Source organism: Mesorhizobium sp. M1217 (assembly GCF_040318275.1).
Taxonomy (GTDB): domain Bacteria; phylum Pseudomonadota; class Alphaproteobacteria; order Rhizobiales; family Rhizobiaceae; genus Mesorhizobium.
Genome location: NZ_JAMYMA010000006.1, coordinates 205,500 through 221,605, shown reverse-complemented (window position 1 = coordinate 221,605; position 16,106 = coordinate 205,500). Strand labels below are relative to the sequence as shown.

The window sequence follows — 16,106 nt, the reverse complement described above, 5'->3', positions numbered from 1 at the left end:
CGCGGCGCCCGTCAGTTGACGCTCGCATTGCTTCACCCGGCAGAGGACCTTCTCGAAGTAAAACTTTCGGAAAATTTCACTACAAACTTCACTCGGCTGTTGTGTGAACAGATACCATGAGGCCAGTAAGTTGATCGGCAAAGAAACCGATAATCTTCTTGCAAATTAGTAGGTCTGCAACCGGCGATGTCGCGGGCTGTTCAGCGCAACTACAGCAAGGAGAGTGTTATGACCATCATAACGGCGGCATCAAAGCCGGCCTCGGCGCGACGGTTGGTGGCCGCCAGGGCATCAACGCTGGTGCCGGCGCAACGGTTGGGGGCAGCGGCGGCATCAAGGCCGGCCTCGGTGCGTCGCTGGGCGGCAGTCGCGGCATCAACGCCGGCGCCGGCGCAACGGTTGGCGGTTCCAGCGGCATTGCCGCGGGCGCCGGCGCGTCGGTCGGGGGCAGAAGCGGCATCAACGCCGGTGCCGGCGCCACGATCGGCGGTTCCGGTGGCATTGCCGCCGGCGCGGGGGTAGGTGTCGGCAGCGGCGTCAGGGCCGGCGCGGGGGTCGGGATCGGCAGCGGCATCAATGTCGGCGCCGGTGTCGGGATCGGCGGTGGTACCAATCCGAGCAATCCGTCCAACCCGGGCAGCCCGTCCAATCCCAGCAATCCCAACAATCCCAGCTTACCCCAGGTCGTCGCCGACATGTCGGGCGACAAGTTGGCCAGGATGAAGAAGCGCTGCGTCGACGTGCTGAGCAGCAAAGGCACTTATGACAGCGATTTGCGCCAGTTGTGCCTGCTGATCGCGCGCCGCTAGGGCGAATACATCGGAATGAAATGTCCGACCGGCCGAGAGGCCTTCGTCCACCAAACCTCCATCAGTCCAAAGCCCGCCATAATGGCGGGCTTTTTGCCGAGCACGTGGCGGCAGCATGACGGGGGCTCACAAGAGCACGCGCCTCAATGCGTTTGACGGCCAAAATCCGGCGAAACGGTCACCCCGCCCTCCAAGGCGTCCCGACCCAGCGCGGGACTGCTTTGCATCGGTTCGGGGCACGCGAACTCCGCCAGATCGGTTTCCGCGAAGCCGTCGAACTCGATAGCTGCGCCTTGGAGCTGGGCTGCTTGCATGACGAGCCATTCGATGTCTTCGCGCGCAACATTCTCGGCAAGGTTCTGCAGTCGCGCGGCTTCGGCGACAGCAGTCAGATTGATGGCAATCCCGGACCGCAATGTAGCTCGGACTCGGGAACTGACGTCTTCGTGCAGGCGAACCGAAAATCCGTAGCGCATGGAAAACCTTCCTTTCGGGAGCGGTTTGTCCCTCGTGTTCTACCATGCGCCCAGGGTCCGCGATTGGCAAGCGAAAATCATCAAAAATCGTGTTGTGCCAAGTAGTTAGCGTATTTTGTTGATTGCCCATTTGATGCTTAATCCGCCTCATCGGACTTCTGCACGGATCATGCATCTGGAGGTCTTGACGTACTCTGCCAATATACCTAACTCTACAAAGAATTAGGAACATACTAACTCAGCTAATTTTAGCCTGGTATGGCTGGAGGCCGAGATGTCCGAACTGGAACGCCCGGAACGATTGCAGATCATGCTGACCGTCGATGAACTGGCGGCATTGGAGAACTGGCGCTTCGACAAGCGCATGCCGAGCCGGTCGGCTGCGGTACGCGAACTTTTGAGGCGAGGCCTCACAGCCGATGGCTTCCTGACGGCGGCGCATGGGACCAAGTCGCGCGACTTCGGCATTCTGCCGCATTCTGCCGATGGTGACGGGGCAGCCGAGGGGTCTTCCAGCAGCGAACAGTGAATCTCCAGCGACCCCGTTCGCCCGCCGCACCTCGCTGGCCTTCACGGCCGCTGGGTATCATCAAGCAGCTTGGTTTATCTGTGTGGCCCCTCCGCCGTCGGTTGACAGAGCTGGCGTTGCAGATACATTGCACAGGACTATACAGGTGCAATGAACAGGTATGCCTATGGTCCGCCGCGTGGTCCCATCGTCTCCCGGTACGGGCAAGCCCGAACAGATCGCCACGGTTCTCGAACATGAAATCCGCTCCGGTGTTCTGGGCTTCGGCGACCGGTTGCAAAGCGAGAACGAGCTCGTCCAGCGTTTCTCCGTCAGCCGCAACACCGTTCGCAAGGGCCTCGAGGAACTGTCCAGCCGCGGGCTGATCACCACCAAGGTGGGCATCGGCTCTTTCGTCACCTTCGATGGCAAGCCCGTCGATGACTCAATCGGTTGGTCGCGGGCGCTCGCCAACGCCGGCGCAAATGCCGAGACGCGGACGCTGCGGCTCGAGGTGATCGAGGACCCTGATCTTGCCGCACTGCTTGGTATAGAAAACCCGTTTTTCATCGCTGTCGATCGGGTGCGCACCAATGCCAGCGACGGCCACGCTATCTCCATTGAGCGCAGCCGCCTGCCATTGTCACCCGAACTGGAGGACGTGCCGTTACGCGGTCTGCGCGAAGGCTCGCTCCACCAGACGCTCCGCGGCGCCGGTCTCATTCCAGACCATGGCGAGGAATGGGTCGGCATCGAAATGCTCAACCCAGAGGACGCCGCAATCCTCGGCTGCCCGCAAGGCACGCCGTTCCTGCGCGGTTGCCGCTTGACCCGCGCCGCCGATGACCGGCCGATCGAATATGTGACCAGCCTGCTAAACCCGGCGCATTTTGCGCTGCATATGAGGTTCTGAGTGATGCCGGACGACACCGGGAACATAACCGATCGGGCCATGGGAGCGCTTGTGGGCGGGGCACTGGGAGATGCGCTGGGAATGCCGACGCAGCTTTTGTCGCCGGCGCGGATTGCCGAACTCTACGGTCATGTCGAGGACTTCATTGCTCCTTTCGCCGACCATCCGGTGTCGAAGGGACTCCCGGCCGGGACGATCACCGACGACACAGAACAGGCGCTTCTGCTTGGCCGTATCCTGGTCGAATCCGGTAACCGGTTCGACCATGCGCGGTGGGTCAACGCGCTGCTCGACTGGGAACGCGATGTCAAGGCGCGCGGCAGCTACGATCTGCTGGGACCATCAACCAAACGCGCCATCGACGCCATCAATAACGGTATGCCAGCCGAGGAAGCGGGACGCAGCGGCGACACAAATGGTGCAGCCATGCGCATCGCGCCAGTCGGCATCATGATGCCGCCAGAGCCGCTTGACGCACTGGTCGGCAAAGTGGCCGAAACTTGCAGGGCGACGCACAACACGTCAATCGCAATCGCTTCGGCCGCAGCGGTCGCTGCCGCCATCAGTCGCGGCATCGCTGGCGGTGACTGGCGCGCCGCTTCCGACAGAGCCATCGCCGGGGCGAGGCACGGGGCAACGCTCGGCTATTGGGTGACCGGCGGTGACATCGCCGCGCGCATTGGGTGGGCGCAGAAGCTCGTACGCGGCAAGGAGACGAGCGACGCGATCCGGCTGATCACCGATTTGGTCGGCACCGGCGTCGCCAGTCAGGAGTCCGTTCCGGCTGCATTCGCGGTGCTGGAAGTCGCCGGCGGCGATCCCTGGCAAGCGGCAGTCATCAGCGCCAATCTCGGTGGCGACACCGACACGATCGGCGCCATCGCGGCCGGCATGGCCGGTGCCTGCACCGGCTTTTCCCGATTGCCACAAAAACACATCGCCCGGATCAAAGGCCTAGACATTGGGCGGGTGCGCGCGCTCGCCGCCGACTTGGTCGCCCTGCGGACGGCGAAGAGCAGGTCCGGCAAGGATGCGGCAGCATGAGCGGGCGTCTCGTCCACATCGGCAGCGCGGTAGTCGACTATGTCTACCGCATCGATGCCTTGCCGGCACCGGGCACGGAGAAGACCGCATCGAGCTTTGCACAAGTCGCCGGCGGCGGCTTCAACATGATGGTCGCGGCCAGCCGCACCGGCATGAAGGTGGTGTTCGGCGGCCAGCTCGGCAGCGGACCCAATGGCGACTTCCTGCGCGCGGCCTTAGCCACGGAGGGGATCGAGACACTGACGCGGGCATCGCCGGTTCTGGACAGTGGCAATTGCGTCGCCATGATCTCGAGCGATGCCGAGCGCACCTTTGTCTCGTGGCCTGGTGCAGAGAGTTTGCTCAGCCTTGACATGATGGCGCTCATTTCGGTCGCACCGGGCGACTGGGTGTTCACCTCCGGCTATACGGTTAGCTATCCGGGAAGCCGAGAGGCGCTTGTCGACTGGATCGAGGTGCTGCCGGCGGAAATTCCTTTGGTCTTCGATCCGACGCCGATCATTTCAGACATTCCGCGCACCATTCTCGACCGGGTGCTGGCGCGCGCGAGCTGGCTGAGCTGCAACGCCGCCGAAGCGGCTGAGATCGCCGGCACCGGCGATGTCGAGGCTATTGCTGCCCGGCTGCTGGCCAGCCACTGCCCCAACGCGGCAGGCGTGGTCGTCCGCGCTGGCGCAAAAGGCTGCTTCGTGCGGCTGGCCGACGGCACCGCCCAAGATGTGCCCGGGTTCAAGGTCGCGGCGGTAGACACCAACGGCGCCGGCGACACTCATATCGGCGCCTTCGTCAGCGCGCTCTCGCACGGCGTGTCGCCGTTCGAAGCGGCGCGTTACGCCAATGCGGCGGCGGCGCTCTCGGTCACCCGCCATGGCGGGTCGATGGCGCCGAACGACCAGGAGATCCAGCGATTCCTCAGCCATGACGATCGACCGACGACCGTGCATGGCCGGAAACAAGAGGCCCATTTCTGACAGCCTAATGGGATAACAAGCCCGCCAACCGGGCAACAATGAGAGGAACGAACATGCGCATGCCCAAACTGACTGCTTTTCTGACGGCAACCGCTGTCTTCGCTTCGGCGCTTACGCTGGCCGCCAGGGCCGACGAGGTGCACGTACTCAACTGGAAGGGCTATGGCGCCGACGAGCCCTGGGCCATAGCCGCCTTCGAAAAGGCAACCGGCAACAAGGTCGTCAACGACTTTTTCAATTCCGAACAGGAAATGCTGACCAAGCTCAGGACCAATCCCGGCCTTTACGATGTCGTCATGATCAATGCCGCCTTCAACGATCAGGCGATGGCGGAAAAGCTCATTCAGCCGATCGACACGTCCAAGCTGGCGAACTATGCCGACATCAGCAAGGACAAGGCCGGATCATCGATGCTTGTCCATGACGGCAAGGTCTATGGGGTGCCGTGGGTTTGGGGGCTGACGGCGCTCGCCATCAACGACAAGTCATTCGACAAGCCGCCGACCAGCATCGCCGAAATGTGGGATCCCGCCCACAAGGGCCGCGTTACCATCCGTGACGATGCCGTCGAGGCCGTGCAGTTCGGCGCCATCGCTACCGGCCAGAACATCAACGACGTCAAGGACATGGAGGCGGTCAAGGCGAAGCTGACCTCGCTGATGCCGCAGATCAAGACGTTCTGGAGCTCGGAGAACGACTGGAACCAGATGGTTGCCTCCAACCAGATCGACATCGGCACCTATTGGAGCGGCTCGGCCGACCGCGCCAAGACGCATTTCAAGCTGCCGGTCTCGCTGGTCATTCCCCAGGAGGGTGCCGTCGCCTGGCTTGACGCCTTTTCCATTCCGGTCGGTTCCAAGAACGTCGCCGGGGCGCAAGCCTTCATCAACTACATGATCGACCCAAAGTTCTATGTCGAATGGGTTACCAAGGTCGGCGCGCCGGTGTCGGCCAACACCAAGGCGGTCGAAGCGCTGCCAGAGGGTTCCTTCAACCGCAAGGTGATGGGCGACCCGGCAGTCGCCAAGCGCATCCAGTTCCAGGCGCCGATTACTGACGCGCAGCGCGAGACCTATCTGGCGCTCTGGCAGCAGCTCAAGGTCGACGTGAAGTAACAGCAGAAGCCGCGATCAGCCGACCATCAATGTCGGCTGATCCTTCCTATCCTGGGAGGAGATGTCATGGCAGTACAGATCGCAGCCGCGTCGCGCAGCGGGCTGAGATCGGCCTTGCCGCTGTTGGCGCCTGCCTATCTCTGGCTGACGGTTGCAATTTTCCTGCCGCTCTCGGCCATGGTCTTCTTCTCCTTCATGACCGATCTGCCGCTATCGGGAAAGCCGTGGGCATTCACGCTCGAAAACTATGCCGCCTTCTTTTCACAAAGCCTTTACCTGACATTGCTGGTGGCCTCGCTGCGCCTCGGCCTCGAGGTGACGCTGTGGTGCATCGTCATCGGTTATCCCGCCGCTTACGTGCTGGCCAAGGTGCTGAAAGGCCGCAGCCGCGAGGCGATTTTCCTGCTCGTCATCCTGCCGTTCTGGTCGAACGGGCTGGTGCGCATCTTCTCGTGGGCGATGGTGCTGCGTGAAGGGGGCATTCTCGACACAGCGCTCAACGCCGTGCTGCCGTTCAAGATCAACATTGATCTCATGTATTCCTATCCGGCCGTCATCATCGGGCTGGTGCACTCCTACGTGCCTTACATGGTGCTGACCTGCTATCTGACCCTGCAGGCCATCGATGACTCGCTGATCGAGGCTGGGCGCTCGCTCGGCGCCTCGCGGCTGCAGGTGCTGAAGCGGGTCATCATTCCGCTGTCGATGCCGGGGCTAGTGGCGGGCGCAGTACTCATCTTCGTGCCGGTCGTTGGCTCGTTCATGGAACCGCGCATCCTCGGCGGCCGCACCGGCACCTTCTACGGCACTGTCATCGAGGACCAGTTCGTTGCCGTGTTCAACTGGCCGCTGGGTGCCGCACTGTCCTTCATCCTGCTGGCTGTGGTGCTGGTCATCCTGGCGGTTACTTCGCCAGTGCTGCGGAGGGCCGCTTAGTGGCGACGACCCGAATCCTGGAATGGCTCGGCCGGGTCTACATTCTGATGCTGCTCGCCTTCCTGTACCTGCCCATCATCATCATGGCGCTGATGTCATTCAACGTCTCGCCCTTTTACCAACTGCCGTTCGAGTGGACGACGGAATGGTATGCCTCGCTCTGGCAGAACAATCAGCTGATCGCGGCCACGCGAAACAGCGTCGAGATCGCCGTCATCACTACCATCATCTGCACCGCGCTCGGCACCGCGGCGTCGCTAGGGCTCTATCGCTACGACTTCCGCGGTAAGAAATTCCTGCAGGCGCTGCTGTTTCCGCCGATCGCCATACCGTGGCTGATCACTGGCACGGCGATGCTGATTTTCTTTTTCGGCGTTGGCATCGGCCGCGGGCTGCATGCCATCCTGCTCGGCCACGTGGCGTTGGCGCTGCCCTATGTCATCGTCGTCGTCTCGGCCCGGCTGCAGACATTTGCGCCGGAGCTCGAAGAGGCGGCGCGCTCGCTCGGCGCCAATCAATGGCAGGTGACGAACCGCGTCACGCTGCCCTGGATCATGCCGGGCGTCATTGCCGGCGGGCTGTTCGCCTTCGCCGTGTCCTTCGACCAGTTCGTCGTCTCCTACTTTCTGTCGACGCCCGGCCAAACGACGCTGCCGGTCGAAATCTACGCGGCGATCCGCAAGGGTTTCACGCCCGAGATCAATGCTGTCTCGACGATCATCATTGTTGTGTCGATGGCGCTGATGCTGCTGACGGCGCGCTTCTTCAAATTCGGCGGAGAGAAATAATGGCGGGCGTGCAGGTATCGAATGTGTCGCGCAGTTTTGGCGCGCACAAGGCGCTGGACGATGTCTCGATCGATTTCGCCGACGGCGGCTTCTACGCCCTGCTCGGTCCCTCCGGCAGCGGCAAGACCACGCTGCTGCGCCAGATCGCAGGCTTCGACTTTCCCGACTCTGGTCGCATCTCCATAGGCGGCGAAAGTGTTGAGCGGGTGCCGGTGGAGAAGCGGCGCATCGGCATGGTGTTCCAGAACTACGCGCTCTTTCCCAATATGAGCGTCTCCGACAATGTCGCCTTCGGACTGTCGGTGCGCGGCGAGCCCAAGGCGGTGATTGCCAGCGAGGTGCAGCGCGCACTCGACCTCGTGCAACTCGGCACGCTCGGTGGTCGCCGGCCGCACCAGCTCTCCGGCGGCCAGCGCCAACGGGTGGCGCTCGCTCGCGCGATCGTCACCACGCCGCGCGTGCTTCTCCTCGACGAGCCGCTCGGCGCGCTCGACAAGGCGCTGCGCGTGGACATGCAAATCGAATTGAAGCGTATTCAGCGCGAGATCGGCATCACCACGATCTTCGTTACCCACGACCAGGAAGAAGCGCTGACGATGAGCGACCGCATCGGCATTCTGCGCGATGGCAAGCTGGTGCAGGAAGGCCCGCCCGAGGAGATCTACGATCGGCCGAAGAGTGAGTTTGCCGCCACCTTCCTGGGCGACGCCAACATCCTTCGCGGCAACGCCACTGGTACGGGCATCCGGCTGCCTGACGGAACGGGGATTGCCGCAGGCGCGGGGGCTACGCTTGTCGCCGGCATGAAGGCGAGCTGCGCCGTGCGGCCCGAACGAATCCGCATCGCCACCAATGCCGGCGTTCCGGACCGAGCCCATGCCAACATGCTCACGGGGCGGGTCTCCAAGCGTATCTTCGCCGGCAACAACAGCACATATTTTGTCGATCGCGATGGCCAGACAATCAAGGTCATCGTGCAGAACACCGGCATCGAAAAGCTGGCGGAAGGACAACAGGTGGTGCTGCGCTGGTCGTCCGAGAGTACGGTGCTGATCGACGCGAGCTAGCAGATCCAATCCTTCAGTCTTGCCAGGCGGTCGGCAATCGGGGAAAGCATGGTCGGGCAAACTCCGAAGCGGAACGCTCGATGCCCCTTGAATTGAATGCGGGCGACCAGTCGATGCTGCATGGCGAGCAAGGCTCGGCAGCGGCTGCCGCCATGAAGATCCTGGTCGCCTTCGCGAAGGCGGTCGACGCGCGCAAATTGCTGGACATTGCCCGTGCCCATATCGACGGCTGCCTCTATCACGGCCAGGCCAGCCTCGATTTCGTCGAAAGGCTGATCGAGGGCGGCGGCCGCGTTCGAGTGCCAACGACGCTGAATGTCGGCTCGTTCGATCTGATCCATCCCGGACTGGTGAAGATGACAGCCGCGGAAGAAGTGCCGGCGCGCCGTCTGATGAAGGCGCATCTGGAACTCGGCTGCCAGGCGACTTTCACCTGCGCGCCCTATCAGACGCGGTTTCGGCCAGGGTTTGGCGAGCAGATTGCCTGGGGTGAATCCAACGCCATCGTCTTTGCCAATTCGGTGATCGGTGCGCGGACCAACCGCTATGGCGATTTTATCGATTTGTGCTGCGCAATCACCGGGCGCGCGCCAGCCTGGGGGTTGCACCTGATCGAAAACCGGCGTGGCCAGGTACTGTTCGAGCTGACTGGCGGCCTCGAGCCTACCGACGCCCTGTTTGTCGGCGTCGGGCTGATCGTCGGGCAAAGGAGTGGCGACCGCATTCCGGTGATATCGGGCCTGCCGCCGCCGCGCGACGAGGACCAACTGAAGGCGCTGGGGGCGGCGGCGGCAACGACGGGCGCGGTGGCGCTATTTCATGCCGTCGGCATCACACCGGAGGCGAAGACCCGCGATGAGGCGTTGCACGGCCTGGTGCCGGAGGAAAAAATCCGCATCAGCCGCGCTGACATCGACCATGCTCTGGCCAGGCTGTCGAGCGTCCCCGACGGCGTGCTGCTTGCAGCCGTCTCGTTAGGCACGCCGCATTTCTCCCATGAGGAATGGATGCGCCTGTTGCCGTTGCTGCGCGACGTCGCGCCGAGCAGAGGCGTGCCGATCTATGTCAACACAGGGCGTGCGACGCTGGCGCGGCTGCAGGACGAGGGCGCACTGGCCGGCATGGCAGGGTTCGGCCTCGTTCCGGTCACCGACACTTGCACTTACGTCACCGCGATTCTGGAACGTCTCGACGGCGTGGTGATGACCAATTCGGGCAAATGGGCGCATTACGCACCTGGCAATATCGGTGTCTCGGTGGCCTTCGGTGACATGGAGGACTGCGTCCGCTCGGCTGCTGCCGGCCGCGTCGTGCGAAGCGCGCCATGAGGGGGCCGGACAGAACAGGTACATTCCACCTTGCCGGCTCGGCGCAAGGCCCGGCGCTGGTGCTTTCGCAGGCGCTCAGCTTCTGGGGCGGGATCGACGTCGAAACGGGCGACATCATCGACCATTCGCACCCGAACCTCGGCGGCAACATCGCCGGCAAGATCCTGGTGATGCCGAGCGGGCGGGGGTCGTCGTCCTCGTCTTCGGTTCTGGCCGAAGCTATCCGCAGGGGCACGGCGCCGGCCGGCATTATCCTGGAGCGGCCGGACCCGATCCTTGCCGTCGGCGCCATCGTTGCCGAATTCCTCTACGAAATCAGCATGCCGCTGGTCGTCTGCGAGATATCAGGCATTGTCTCCGGCGACCGGATCGCAATCGGTCTGGGCGAAGATGCCCAAGCGATGGTGAGCAAGATCTAGCCGGCCATCAGTCCTGCCGCGCCCCGCCGCCAATAGGCTGCGGCCAGTGTTTCGTTGCGGCCGAGCGTCAGCGTGCCGCGCCAGTGTTCGCGCACCGTCCTGGCGGCGGCTGCTTCGGCCGCGAACCAGCCGAATGCCGAACCGGTCGGCCATGCGACCGACCGGATGGCGCGCGCCAGCCTGTCGTCGAGCCCGGCCGGCACGCCGTCTCTCGGCAGCCAATGCAGCTCGATACCGGTCGCGTTGTCGATGGCCTGCCGTTCGCCATCGTCCGCGATCTCTATGAAGGCCACGCCTTTGGTCTCGGCGGGCAGCGTCTCCAACATGCGGGCCAGCGCCGGCAGGCCGGTTTCATCGGCGCCCATGAGATACCATGACGCCGGTCGTACTGGACGGCCGACCGGCCCCATGACGCCGATCTTCATGCCAGGCGCCGCCTGCATGGCCCAGCAGGCGCCGACGCTGTCGCCGGGATGGATGAGGAAGTCGACGTCGATGATGCCGTTTTCGACGTCGAGGGCTCGGATGGTATAGACGCGCGCTACCGGGCGCCTGTCGTCCGAGGGCCAGGCCGGCAAGCCATTGCTGCCAAGCACGGGCCAGAGCGGATCGGGGACATCCCTGGTCGGGAACAGCATGCGGATATGCATGCCGCCGAATTTTGCGAAGCGCGTCAAATCCTCGCCGGCGAAGCGGATGCGGCGCATATGCGGGGTCAGGTCGCCGACCTGGGTGACGACCATCTCACGGAACTGCGCAAGTCGGGTTTCTTCGGCGAGATCGCCGGTCCAGACGATCTCGGGTTTTTCTTCCTTGGCATAGACTTCGACAGCGGTAGCCAGCAGGTCCTTGATGCGGGCCAGCCCATCGCGGTCGGCGGCGTTGGCCCGCATCACCAGCCGCTCCATGTCAAGGGACGCGTCGCCGAAGGCGAAGCGGAAGTCGAGCCGCTGCCCCTCGCGCGAGGCATCGGCATCGAAGCTTTGCAGCCTGTCGCTGATGCGGTCGATGTAATGCGGCAGGTTGCGCAGGTTCAAGCGCGCTTCGCAGGCCAGTCCGCTCGCTGATGCTTGCCTCATTCTCAACCTCCGATCCTGCCTGTGAGCGCCACCTTGAAGGTGCGGCCCTTGCCCTGTTCCGTTGCCGCCGTCGTCGACCAGGCGCTTTGCGGGTCGGTGTAGGCGGTGTTGAAGACGTTATCGACGCCGAAATCGAGCTTGGCATGGTCATTGATGCGCCAGTTGGCAAAGACGTTGACCAGGTCGAAGCCTTCATCGACCACGGGCGGCGCGTCGGGGTTGGTGCGGCTTGTCCGGGTGATCTTGCCGACGCTGAGATATTGCGCACCGACGGTGAACTGGTCCTCCAGCATGCGGAAACCGACGGTCGCCGAGAAGCGGTCGAGCGGCGTGTTGTTCAGCGCCTGGCCGGAGTAAACGCCGCTGACGACCTTGGCGTCGATCAGGGCGCCGGCGAGGTTCACGAAACCCCAGCCATAGTCGTAGACGGCCTCGGCCTCGATGCCCTTCAGCCGTGCGTCGCCGATGTTGATCGCCGTGCGCGGCAACACAGTGAGGTCGACGTCGATATAATCTTCGACGGCGGTGTGGAAGACGTTGACCTTGGCACGAAACAGGTCACCCGCGGCCAGCACATCGTCATATCTAAGATTGATCCCGGCTTCCCAGTTCTTCGCCGTTTCGGGCTGCAGAAGCAGGTTGGGCTGGTAGCTGTCGCCGCCGCCATGCGCGCCGCCGCCGCGGTAGACGTCCTGCAGGCCCGGCGCCCGGTAGCCTTCCGAATAGGTGCCGTAAAGCTGGAAACCTTCCAATGGCGTTAACCCGACGGTGAGGCGCGGCGACCAGCGGTCGCCGGAAATCGAGGCTTCCGCCGGCGGCACGGTCTTTGTCTCACCGTCGAGTTGATAGCCGTCATAGCGCATGGCGGCGATGAGCTGCAGCCAGTTCTCATAGTCGCCCTGCCATTGCAGGAAGCCACCATAGCCCTGCTGTTCGCCGGCGCCGAAATGCGCGGCGTCCGACGAAGCCTTCAGATAGTAGTAATCGAGGCCGTAGGTGAGGGTGTGAGCGATCTCCCAGGCATCGAAGCGTGAGGAGTTCTTCAGGTTGAAGCCGCTCGTGGCGACGTCGTAGTAGCGGAAGTTGCCGATCGCCGTTGCCGGCCAGACCTGCGTCTGCTCGGCGCGCGTGCGGTTGTGGTAGGCGTTGACACTGAGGTCGACCAGCTCGTTGTCGTCCGGCCTCCACGTATAGCCAGCCGTGTAGGTCTGGTTGGTCGTGTCGGTGTCGTAGCGGCTCAGCGTCGGCGAGGTCGAGCCGCTCGATCCGGTGACCTGGTCGCTGTAGCGCTGAAGGATCGCGCCGAGCTTGAGCTCGTGGCCGTCGGCGGGCCGCAGGGTCGCCTTCACATAGCCGCTGGTGATGCTCTCTCCGGTCCATGGCACGGTGTCGCCATTGCCATCGGTGTAGCTGTCGCGGTCGCGGTAAATGACGTTGCCGATGATGTCGGCGTCGTCGCTGAAACGGTAGGCACCGGTGGTGCTGGTGGTGAAGCCGTCGCCATTACCCTCATAGCCCAGCTTTTCGCTCAGCGCCCAGCGTTCCTCCTGCTTGAGGAAATCGCCGGCATCCCTGGTTTCGAAGGAGACGACGCCGCCGATGCCGCCCGAACCATAGGCATTCGAGACCGGGCCGCGAATGACGGTCGCTTCCTTGATCAGTTCCGGCTCGACATAGAATGAGCCCGAGCCGTGGCCGACGCGCCAGTAATCCTGGCGGGCGCCGTCGAGCGTCACCACCACGCGGCCATATTGTTCGAGGCCGCGAATGTTGATGGCGGTCGCCGGATCGTCGCCGTTCATCGAGGCGGCAACGCCGGGCGTGGTGCGGAACATGTCGGCGGCGGTGTCTGGCTGGATGCGTTCGAGTTCTTCCTGATCGACGGCGCTGATGGCGGCCATCGATTCGATGATCGCCGTCTTGATCATCGTCGCCGAGATGGTGATCAGGTCGAGCACGGTCGGCTCGTTCTGCCCAGTTTTAGCCTGCTGGGCGACCTTGACCGGCCGGTCGGCCTTGGCGGCGGCGCCTTTCTTCTCCGGCTCCTGCGCGGCGGCCAGCGGCGGCGCGGCACACAGGCCGAGCGCGAAGGCGAGCGCGGTGCTCGCCATCAAGGTCTTGTTGCTTGTCAGTTTCATGCGTGCAGCCCCCGGAAAAGCAAAGATTGCTGGCGGCGGCCGTTGGCCCTGGCTGGCATGATGGAGAAGCCTCGACACGCGGGCCGGGCAGGGCTACTTATTAAAACATGATGATAATAGTCAACTTAATTTTACAGGCCGCGACCATGACCGAATTATCTAAAATGGAGCAGCGAAACGGCGGGGCCTGCAGCGGTAGACGGTGGAGGCAGACGCGCTGGTTTCAATTGGGCGGGATGGTGGCGGTGCTGATGCTGGCGCTTTCTGCTCTTGCGCCGTCTTGCGGCTTCAAGGCGCTGGCCGCCGAGACGATTGTCGATGCATCGGGGCGCACCGTCGCGACCGGTCCGGGAACCAGGATCCTGACACTCGGTTCCGATGTTACCGAGATCGTCGATGCGCTGGGTGCCGGCGAGCGGATCATCGCCGTCGATCGCGGCAGCAAATATCCCGCTTCCGTCGCGCAAAAGCCCAATGTCGGCTACCGGCGCCAGTTGTCCGCCGAAGGCTTGGTCGCGCTTCGCCCGGACCTGATCCTGGCGGCCGAAGACAGCGGGCCGCCGGAGGCGATCGAAGTGCTCAAATCGCTGGCGATCCCGATTGTTCTTGTCCCGGAAGACAACAGTCCTCAAGGCATCGACCACAAGATTACGTTGATCGCCGCCTCGCTCCACCTCGAGGACAAGGGCAGGAAGGTTTCAAGGCAAGTGCTCGACGCCTTCCAGGCCGCTGCCGACCTCGCCGCGAAAATGCCGGCCGAGCGACGCAAGAAGGTGGTGTTCTTCCACGGCCTCGTGCGGCTGAGTGCTGCCGGTGCGGGCACTGCGGCCGACGCGATCATCCGCTATGCCGGCGGCATCAATCGATGGCCGTAATGCAGGGTTACAAGGCAGCGTCGGAGGAGAAGCTGATCGAAATGGCGCCCGACGTCATCCTGATGATGAGCGACGGCAAGGCGGACCCACCGCCGAGCAGGTGTTCGCCACGCGCGCGCTGAGCGCCACGCCGGCGGCGAAGGCAAAGGCGCTGATCGTATTGGACGGCGCCTATATGGTCGGCTTTGGCCCGCGCACCGCCGATGCGGTCCGCGACCTGGCGCAGGCGCTGTATCCGGAGACAGCAGGCGCCGACTAAGTCATGAACTTTATGACGTCATGTTCAGTGGGTACTCGCGCCCCATCTGCCCCAAGCTTCCGTTCAGATCTCCGGGATGCTTTCTCTGAAGATCACCTGCAGTCTTGGCTGGTGCAGTTCGTAAGGCAATCCCCTGACCGCATGGGTCAAGGTGTTGAGCGCTTCGCGGGCTTCGACGCGCGGGTTCTGGTCGATGACCGCGTCGAGCGTGCCGTCGAGCAAAAGCTCCTTGGTGCCTTCCGTTACCTCATGGCCGAGAAAGACCGTCGACAGTGCCCGCCCGCGTTCCCGTAGCGCGCGGGCGATGCCGGTGTTGCCGGCGCCGACATTGTAGATGGCGGCCAGGTCCGGGTGCCGATCCAGCAGGGCGGAAGCCTCCGAATAGGCCTTTTCCCGATCGTCGAGCATTTCGCGCATCTCGACGATCTGCAGATTGGGCGATTCTTCCGTCAGTATGTGGCGGAAGCCCATCTCGCGCTCTTCGTGGCCGCGGTAGGAGAGCGAACCGGCGAACAGCGCGACCTTGCCCGGACGTCCGGCGCCCATGAAGCGGTTGAGCAGGTAGCCGGCGAGCCGGCCGGCGGCGCGGTTGTCGATGCCGATATAGGCAACCCTCGGCACATGCAGGATGTCGGAAGCGATGGTGACGACCTTGACGCCGCTGGCCGAAAGCGAGCGGATCGCCTCGCGGACCGTCGGATGGTCGAGCGCGATCACACCGACGCCTTGCGTCTGCCCGTGCAGTTCCTGCAGCAGACGGGCAAGCCGGTCCGGATTGAAGCCTTCGATAGTGGCGACGCGGACGTCGAGGTCCGGCCGCGACTGCGCCTGCGCCTCGATCTGGCGGTGCAGCATCTTGATGAAGGAATTGGTGCCGGCGGGCAGGGCGAAATCGAGCCGTATAACCTCACCAGGTATCGCGTTGCGCGAGTTCGGATTATTCGAATTTTCAGCGATATAGCCAAGCCGTTGCGCCGTTTCGAGCACGACCTCGCGGGTGCGCGCCCTGACCCCGGCGCGGTTGTTGAGCACACGGTCGACCGTGGCGGCGGAAACGCCGGCTTCCCGGGCTATGTCTGTCAGGGTGGACCGCACTGTCGATCACCTCATTCCAAAATGCGCCAAGGGCGCATCGAGATTACGCATTTCATGGGTCCGCTGTCGAAGCGGCAGCTTCATCGCCAGCCGCGATTCTGATGGGAAATGATGTAACCAGCCTTGGCCGATACGCAAGCTGCCGCGCTACACCAAAATGCCGAAACGGACCAAAGCGGGGAGGTGGGCAGCCTGGCTCCCTCAAATTCAAGAACCGGCTTCAGTGTGAGTGCCTTGATACACGCCATTCGTCCCCTCCCATGAGATGTTATGAGGTGTCTTGATT

The 16,106-nt window shown here is 63.3% G+C and carries 17 protein-coding genes; 13 read left to right on the top strand and 4 right to left on the bottom strand.

The window, feature by feature from the left end; all coding sequences use genetic code 11:
* The first annotated feature begins 158 nt into the window (after nt 1-158).
* On the top strand, nt 159-809 hold the full coding sequence (locus NKH37_RS12625; RefSeq protein ID WP_353003489.1) for a hypothetical protein: 651 nt from the start codon (nt 159-161) through the stop codon (nt 807-809).
* A gap of 143 nt (nt 810-952) precedes the next feature.
* On the opposite strand, the gene NKH37_RS12620 is transcribed toward NKH37_RS12625, so the two are convergent.
* Entirely contained in the window at nt 953-1,285 is a 333-nt protein-coding gene (locus tag NKH37_RS12620; RefSeq protein ID WP_023721299.1) for a hypothetical protein, read from the bottom strand.
* Between the two features lie 274 nt (nt 1,286-1,559).
* Here NKH37_RS12620 and NKH37_RS12615 point away from each other — a divergent pair, with 274 nt between their 5' ends.
* The 10 genes from NKH37_RS12615 to NKH37_RS12570 all read left to right on the top strand — a co-directional run bounded on the left by NKH37_RS12615 (nt 1,560) and on the right by NKH37_RS12570 (nt 10,374).
* The gene (locus NKH37_RS12615) at nt 1,560-1,814 is read left to right on the top strand and encodes a hypothetical protein (RefSeq protein WP_023721298.1); all 255 of its coding nucleotides are present in this window, start codon (nt 1,560-1,562) and stop codon (nt 1,812-1,814) included.
* 166 nt (nt 1,815-1,980) lie between these two features.
* The gene (locus NKH37_RS12610) at nt 1,981-2,706 is read left to right on the top strand and encodes a GntR family transcriptional regulator (protein ID WP_023721297.1); all 726 of its coding nucleotides are present in this window, start codon (nt 1,981-1,983) and stop codon (nt 2,704-2,706) included.
* A 3-nt stretch (nt 2,707-2,709) separates the two neighbouring features.
* A complete protein-coding gene (locus NKH37_RS12605; protein ID WP_023721296.1) occupies nt 2,710-3,750 on the top strand; it encodes an ADP-ribosylglycohydrolase family protein in 1,041 nt (346 codons plus the stop codon).
* Complete coding sequence (locus tag NKH37_RS12600) at nt 3,747-4,721, top strand: PfkB family carbohydrate kinase (RefSeq protein WP_353003487.1); 975 nt, start codon at nt 3,747-3,749, stop codon at nt 4,719-4,721. Before NKH37_RS12605 ends, NKH37_RS12600 begins: the two co-directional genes overlap by 4 nt.
* 53 nt (nt 4,722-4,774) lie before the next feature.
* A complete protein-coding gene (locus NKH37_RS12595; RefSeq protein WP_352481612.1) occupies nt 4,775-5,836 on the top strand; it encodes an ABC transporter substrate-binding protein in 1,062 nt (353 codons plus the stop codon).
* A gap of 66 nt (nt 5,837-5,902) precedes the next feature.
* A complete protein-coding gene (locus NKH37_RS12590) occupies nt 5,903-6,772 on the top strand; it encodes an ABC transporter permease (RefSeq protein WP_352481611.1) in 870 nt (289 codons plus the stop codon).
* Nucleotides 6,772-7,560 (top strand): ABC transporter permease, encoded by a 789-nt coding sequence (locus NKH37_RS12585; RefSeq protein ID WP_031194613.1) that lies wholly within the window; start codon nt 6,772-6,774, stop codon nt 7,558-7,560. Before NKH37_RS12590 ends, NKH37_RS12585 begins: the two co-directional genes overlap by 1 nt.
* Nucleotides 7,560-8,627 carry an ABC transporter ATP-binding protein gene (locus NKH37_RS12580; RefSeq protein ID WP_352481610.1) on the top strand — a complete coding sequence of 356 codons (1,068 nt, stop codon included), beginning with the start codon at nt 7,560-7,562 and terminating at the stop codon, nt 8,625-8,627. The genes NKH37_RS12585 and NKH37_RS12580 overlap by 1 nt, the downstream gene beginning before the upstream one ends.
* Before the next feature lie 80 nt (nt 8,628-8,707).
* Entirely contained in the window at nt 8,708-9,955 is a 1,248-nt protein-coding gene (locus NKH37_RS12575) for an aconitase X (RefSeq protein ID WP_353041060.1), read from the top strand.
* Nucleotides 9,952-10,374 carry an aconitase X swivel domain-containing protein gene (locus tag NKH37_RS12570; RefSeq protein WP_352641248.1) on the top strand — a complete coding sequence of 141 codons (423 nt, stop codon included), beginning with the start codon at nt 9,952-9,954 and terminating at the stop codon, nt 10,372-10,374. The genes NKH37_RS12575 and NKH37_RS12570 overlap by 4 nt, the downstream gene beginning before the upstream one ends.
* Here the strand turns inward: NKH37_RS12570 and NKH37_RS12565 are convergent.
* On the bottom strand, nt 10,371-11,453 hold the full coding sequence (locus NKH37_RS12565; protein ID WP_353003485.1) for an SIP domain-containing protein: 1,083 nt from the start codon (nt 11,451-11,453) through the stop codon (nt 10,371-10,373). The genes NKH37_RS12570 and NKH37_RS12565 overlap by 4 nt on opposite strands.
* Nucleotides 11,454-11,455: 2 nt before the next feature.
* On the bottom strand, nt 11,456-13,591 hold the full coding sequence (locus tag NKH37_RS12560) for a TonB-dependent hemoglobin/transferrin/lactoferrin family receptor (protein ID WP_353003482.1): 2,136 nt from the start codon (nt 13,589-13,591) through the stop codon (nt 11,456-11,458).
* Between the two features lie 251 nt (nt 13,592-13,842).
* On the opposite strand from NKH37_RS12560, the gene NKH37_RS12555 reads away from it, so the two are divergent.
* Both NKH37_RS12555 and NKH37_RS12550 read left to right on the top strand, forming a co-directional pair.
* Nucleotides 13,843-14,466: a heme/hemin ABC transporter substrate-binding protein gene (locus NKH37_RS12555; protein ID WP_353003480.1), complete on the top strand. Its 624-nt coding sequence runs from the start codon at nt 13,843-13,845 to the stop codon at nt 14,464-14,466.
* Entirely contained in the window at nt 14,438-14,725 is a 288-nt protein-coding gene (locus NKH37_RS12550; RefSeq protein ID WP_353003478.1) for a hypothetical protein, read from the top strand. Before NKH37_RS12555 ends, NKH37_RS12550 begins: the two co-directional genes overlap by 29 nt.
* 63 nt (nt 14,726-14,788) lie before the next feature.
* Here NKH37_RS12550 and NKH37_RS12545 read toward each other — a convergent pair whose 3' ends face one another.
* Nucleotides 14,789-15,820, bottom strand: coding sequence for a LacI family DNA-binding transcriptional regulator (locus NKH37_RS12545; protein WP_023721287.1), 1,032 nt, complete (start codon nt 15,818-15,820; stop codon nt 14,789-14,791).
* Nucleotides 15,821-16,106: the final 286 nt, after the last annotated feature.

Coding starts and splice junctions, on each gene's coding strand:
- NKH37_RS12615 (WP_023721298.1), top strand. CDS start 1,560: ATGTCCGAACTGGAACGCCCGGAACGATTGCAGATCATGCTGACCGTC.
- NKH37_RS12595 (WP_352481612.1), top strand. CDS start 4,775: ATGCGCATGCCCAAACTGACTGCTTTTCTGACGGCAACCGCTGTCTTC.
- NKH37_RS12560 (WP_353003482.1), bottom strand. CDS start 13,591: ATGAAACTGACAAGCAACAAGACCTTGATGGCGAGCACCGCGCTCGCC.
- NKH37_RS12580 (WP_352481610.1), top strand. CDS start 7,560: ATGGCGGGCGTGCAGGTATCGAATGTGTCGCGCAGTTTTGGCGCGCAC.
- NKH37_RS12590 (WP_352481611.1), top strand. CDS start 5,903: ATGGCAGTACAGATCGCAGCCGCGTCGCGCAGCGGGCTGAGATCGGCC.
- NKH37_RS12610 (WP_023721297.1), top strand. CDS start 1,981: ATGGTCCGCCGCGTGGTCCCATCGTCTCCCGGTACGGGCAAGCCCGAA.
- NKH37_RS12555 (WP_353003480.1), top strand. CDS start 13,843: ATGCTGGCGCTTTCTGCTCTTGCGCCGTCTTGCGGCTTCAAGGCGCTG.
- NKH37_RS12550 (WP_353003478.1), top strand. CDS start 14,438: ATGCCGGCGGCATCAATCGATGGCCGTAATGCAGGGTTACAAGGCAGC.
- NKH37_RS12570 (WP_352641248.1), top strand. CDS start 9,952: ATGAGGGGGCCGGACAGAACAGGTACATTCCACCTTGCCGGCTCGGCG.
- NKH37_RS12600 (WP_353003487.1), top strand. CDS start 3,747: ATGAGCGGGCGTCTCGTCCACATCGGCAGCGCGGTAGTCGACTATGTC.
- NKH37_RS12565 (WP_353003485.1), bottom strand. CDS start 11,453: ATGAGGCAAGCATCAGCGAGCGGACTGGCCTGCGAAGCGCGCTTGAAC.
- NKH37_RS12575 (WP_353041060.1), top strand. CDS start 8,708: ATGCCCCTTGAATTGAATGCGGGCGACCAGTCGATGCTGCATGGCGAG.
- NKH37_RS12620 (WP_023721299.1), bottom strand. CDS start 1,285: ATGCGCTACGGATTTTCGGTTCGCCTGCACGAAGACGTCAGTTCCCGA.
- NKH37_RS12605 (WP_023721296.1), top strand. CDS start 2,710: ATGCCGGACGACACCGGGAACATAACCGATCGGGCCATGGGAGCGCTT.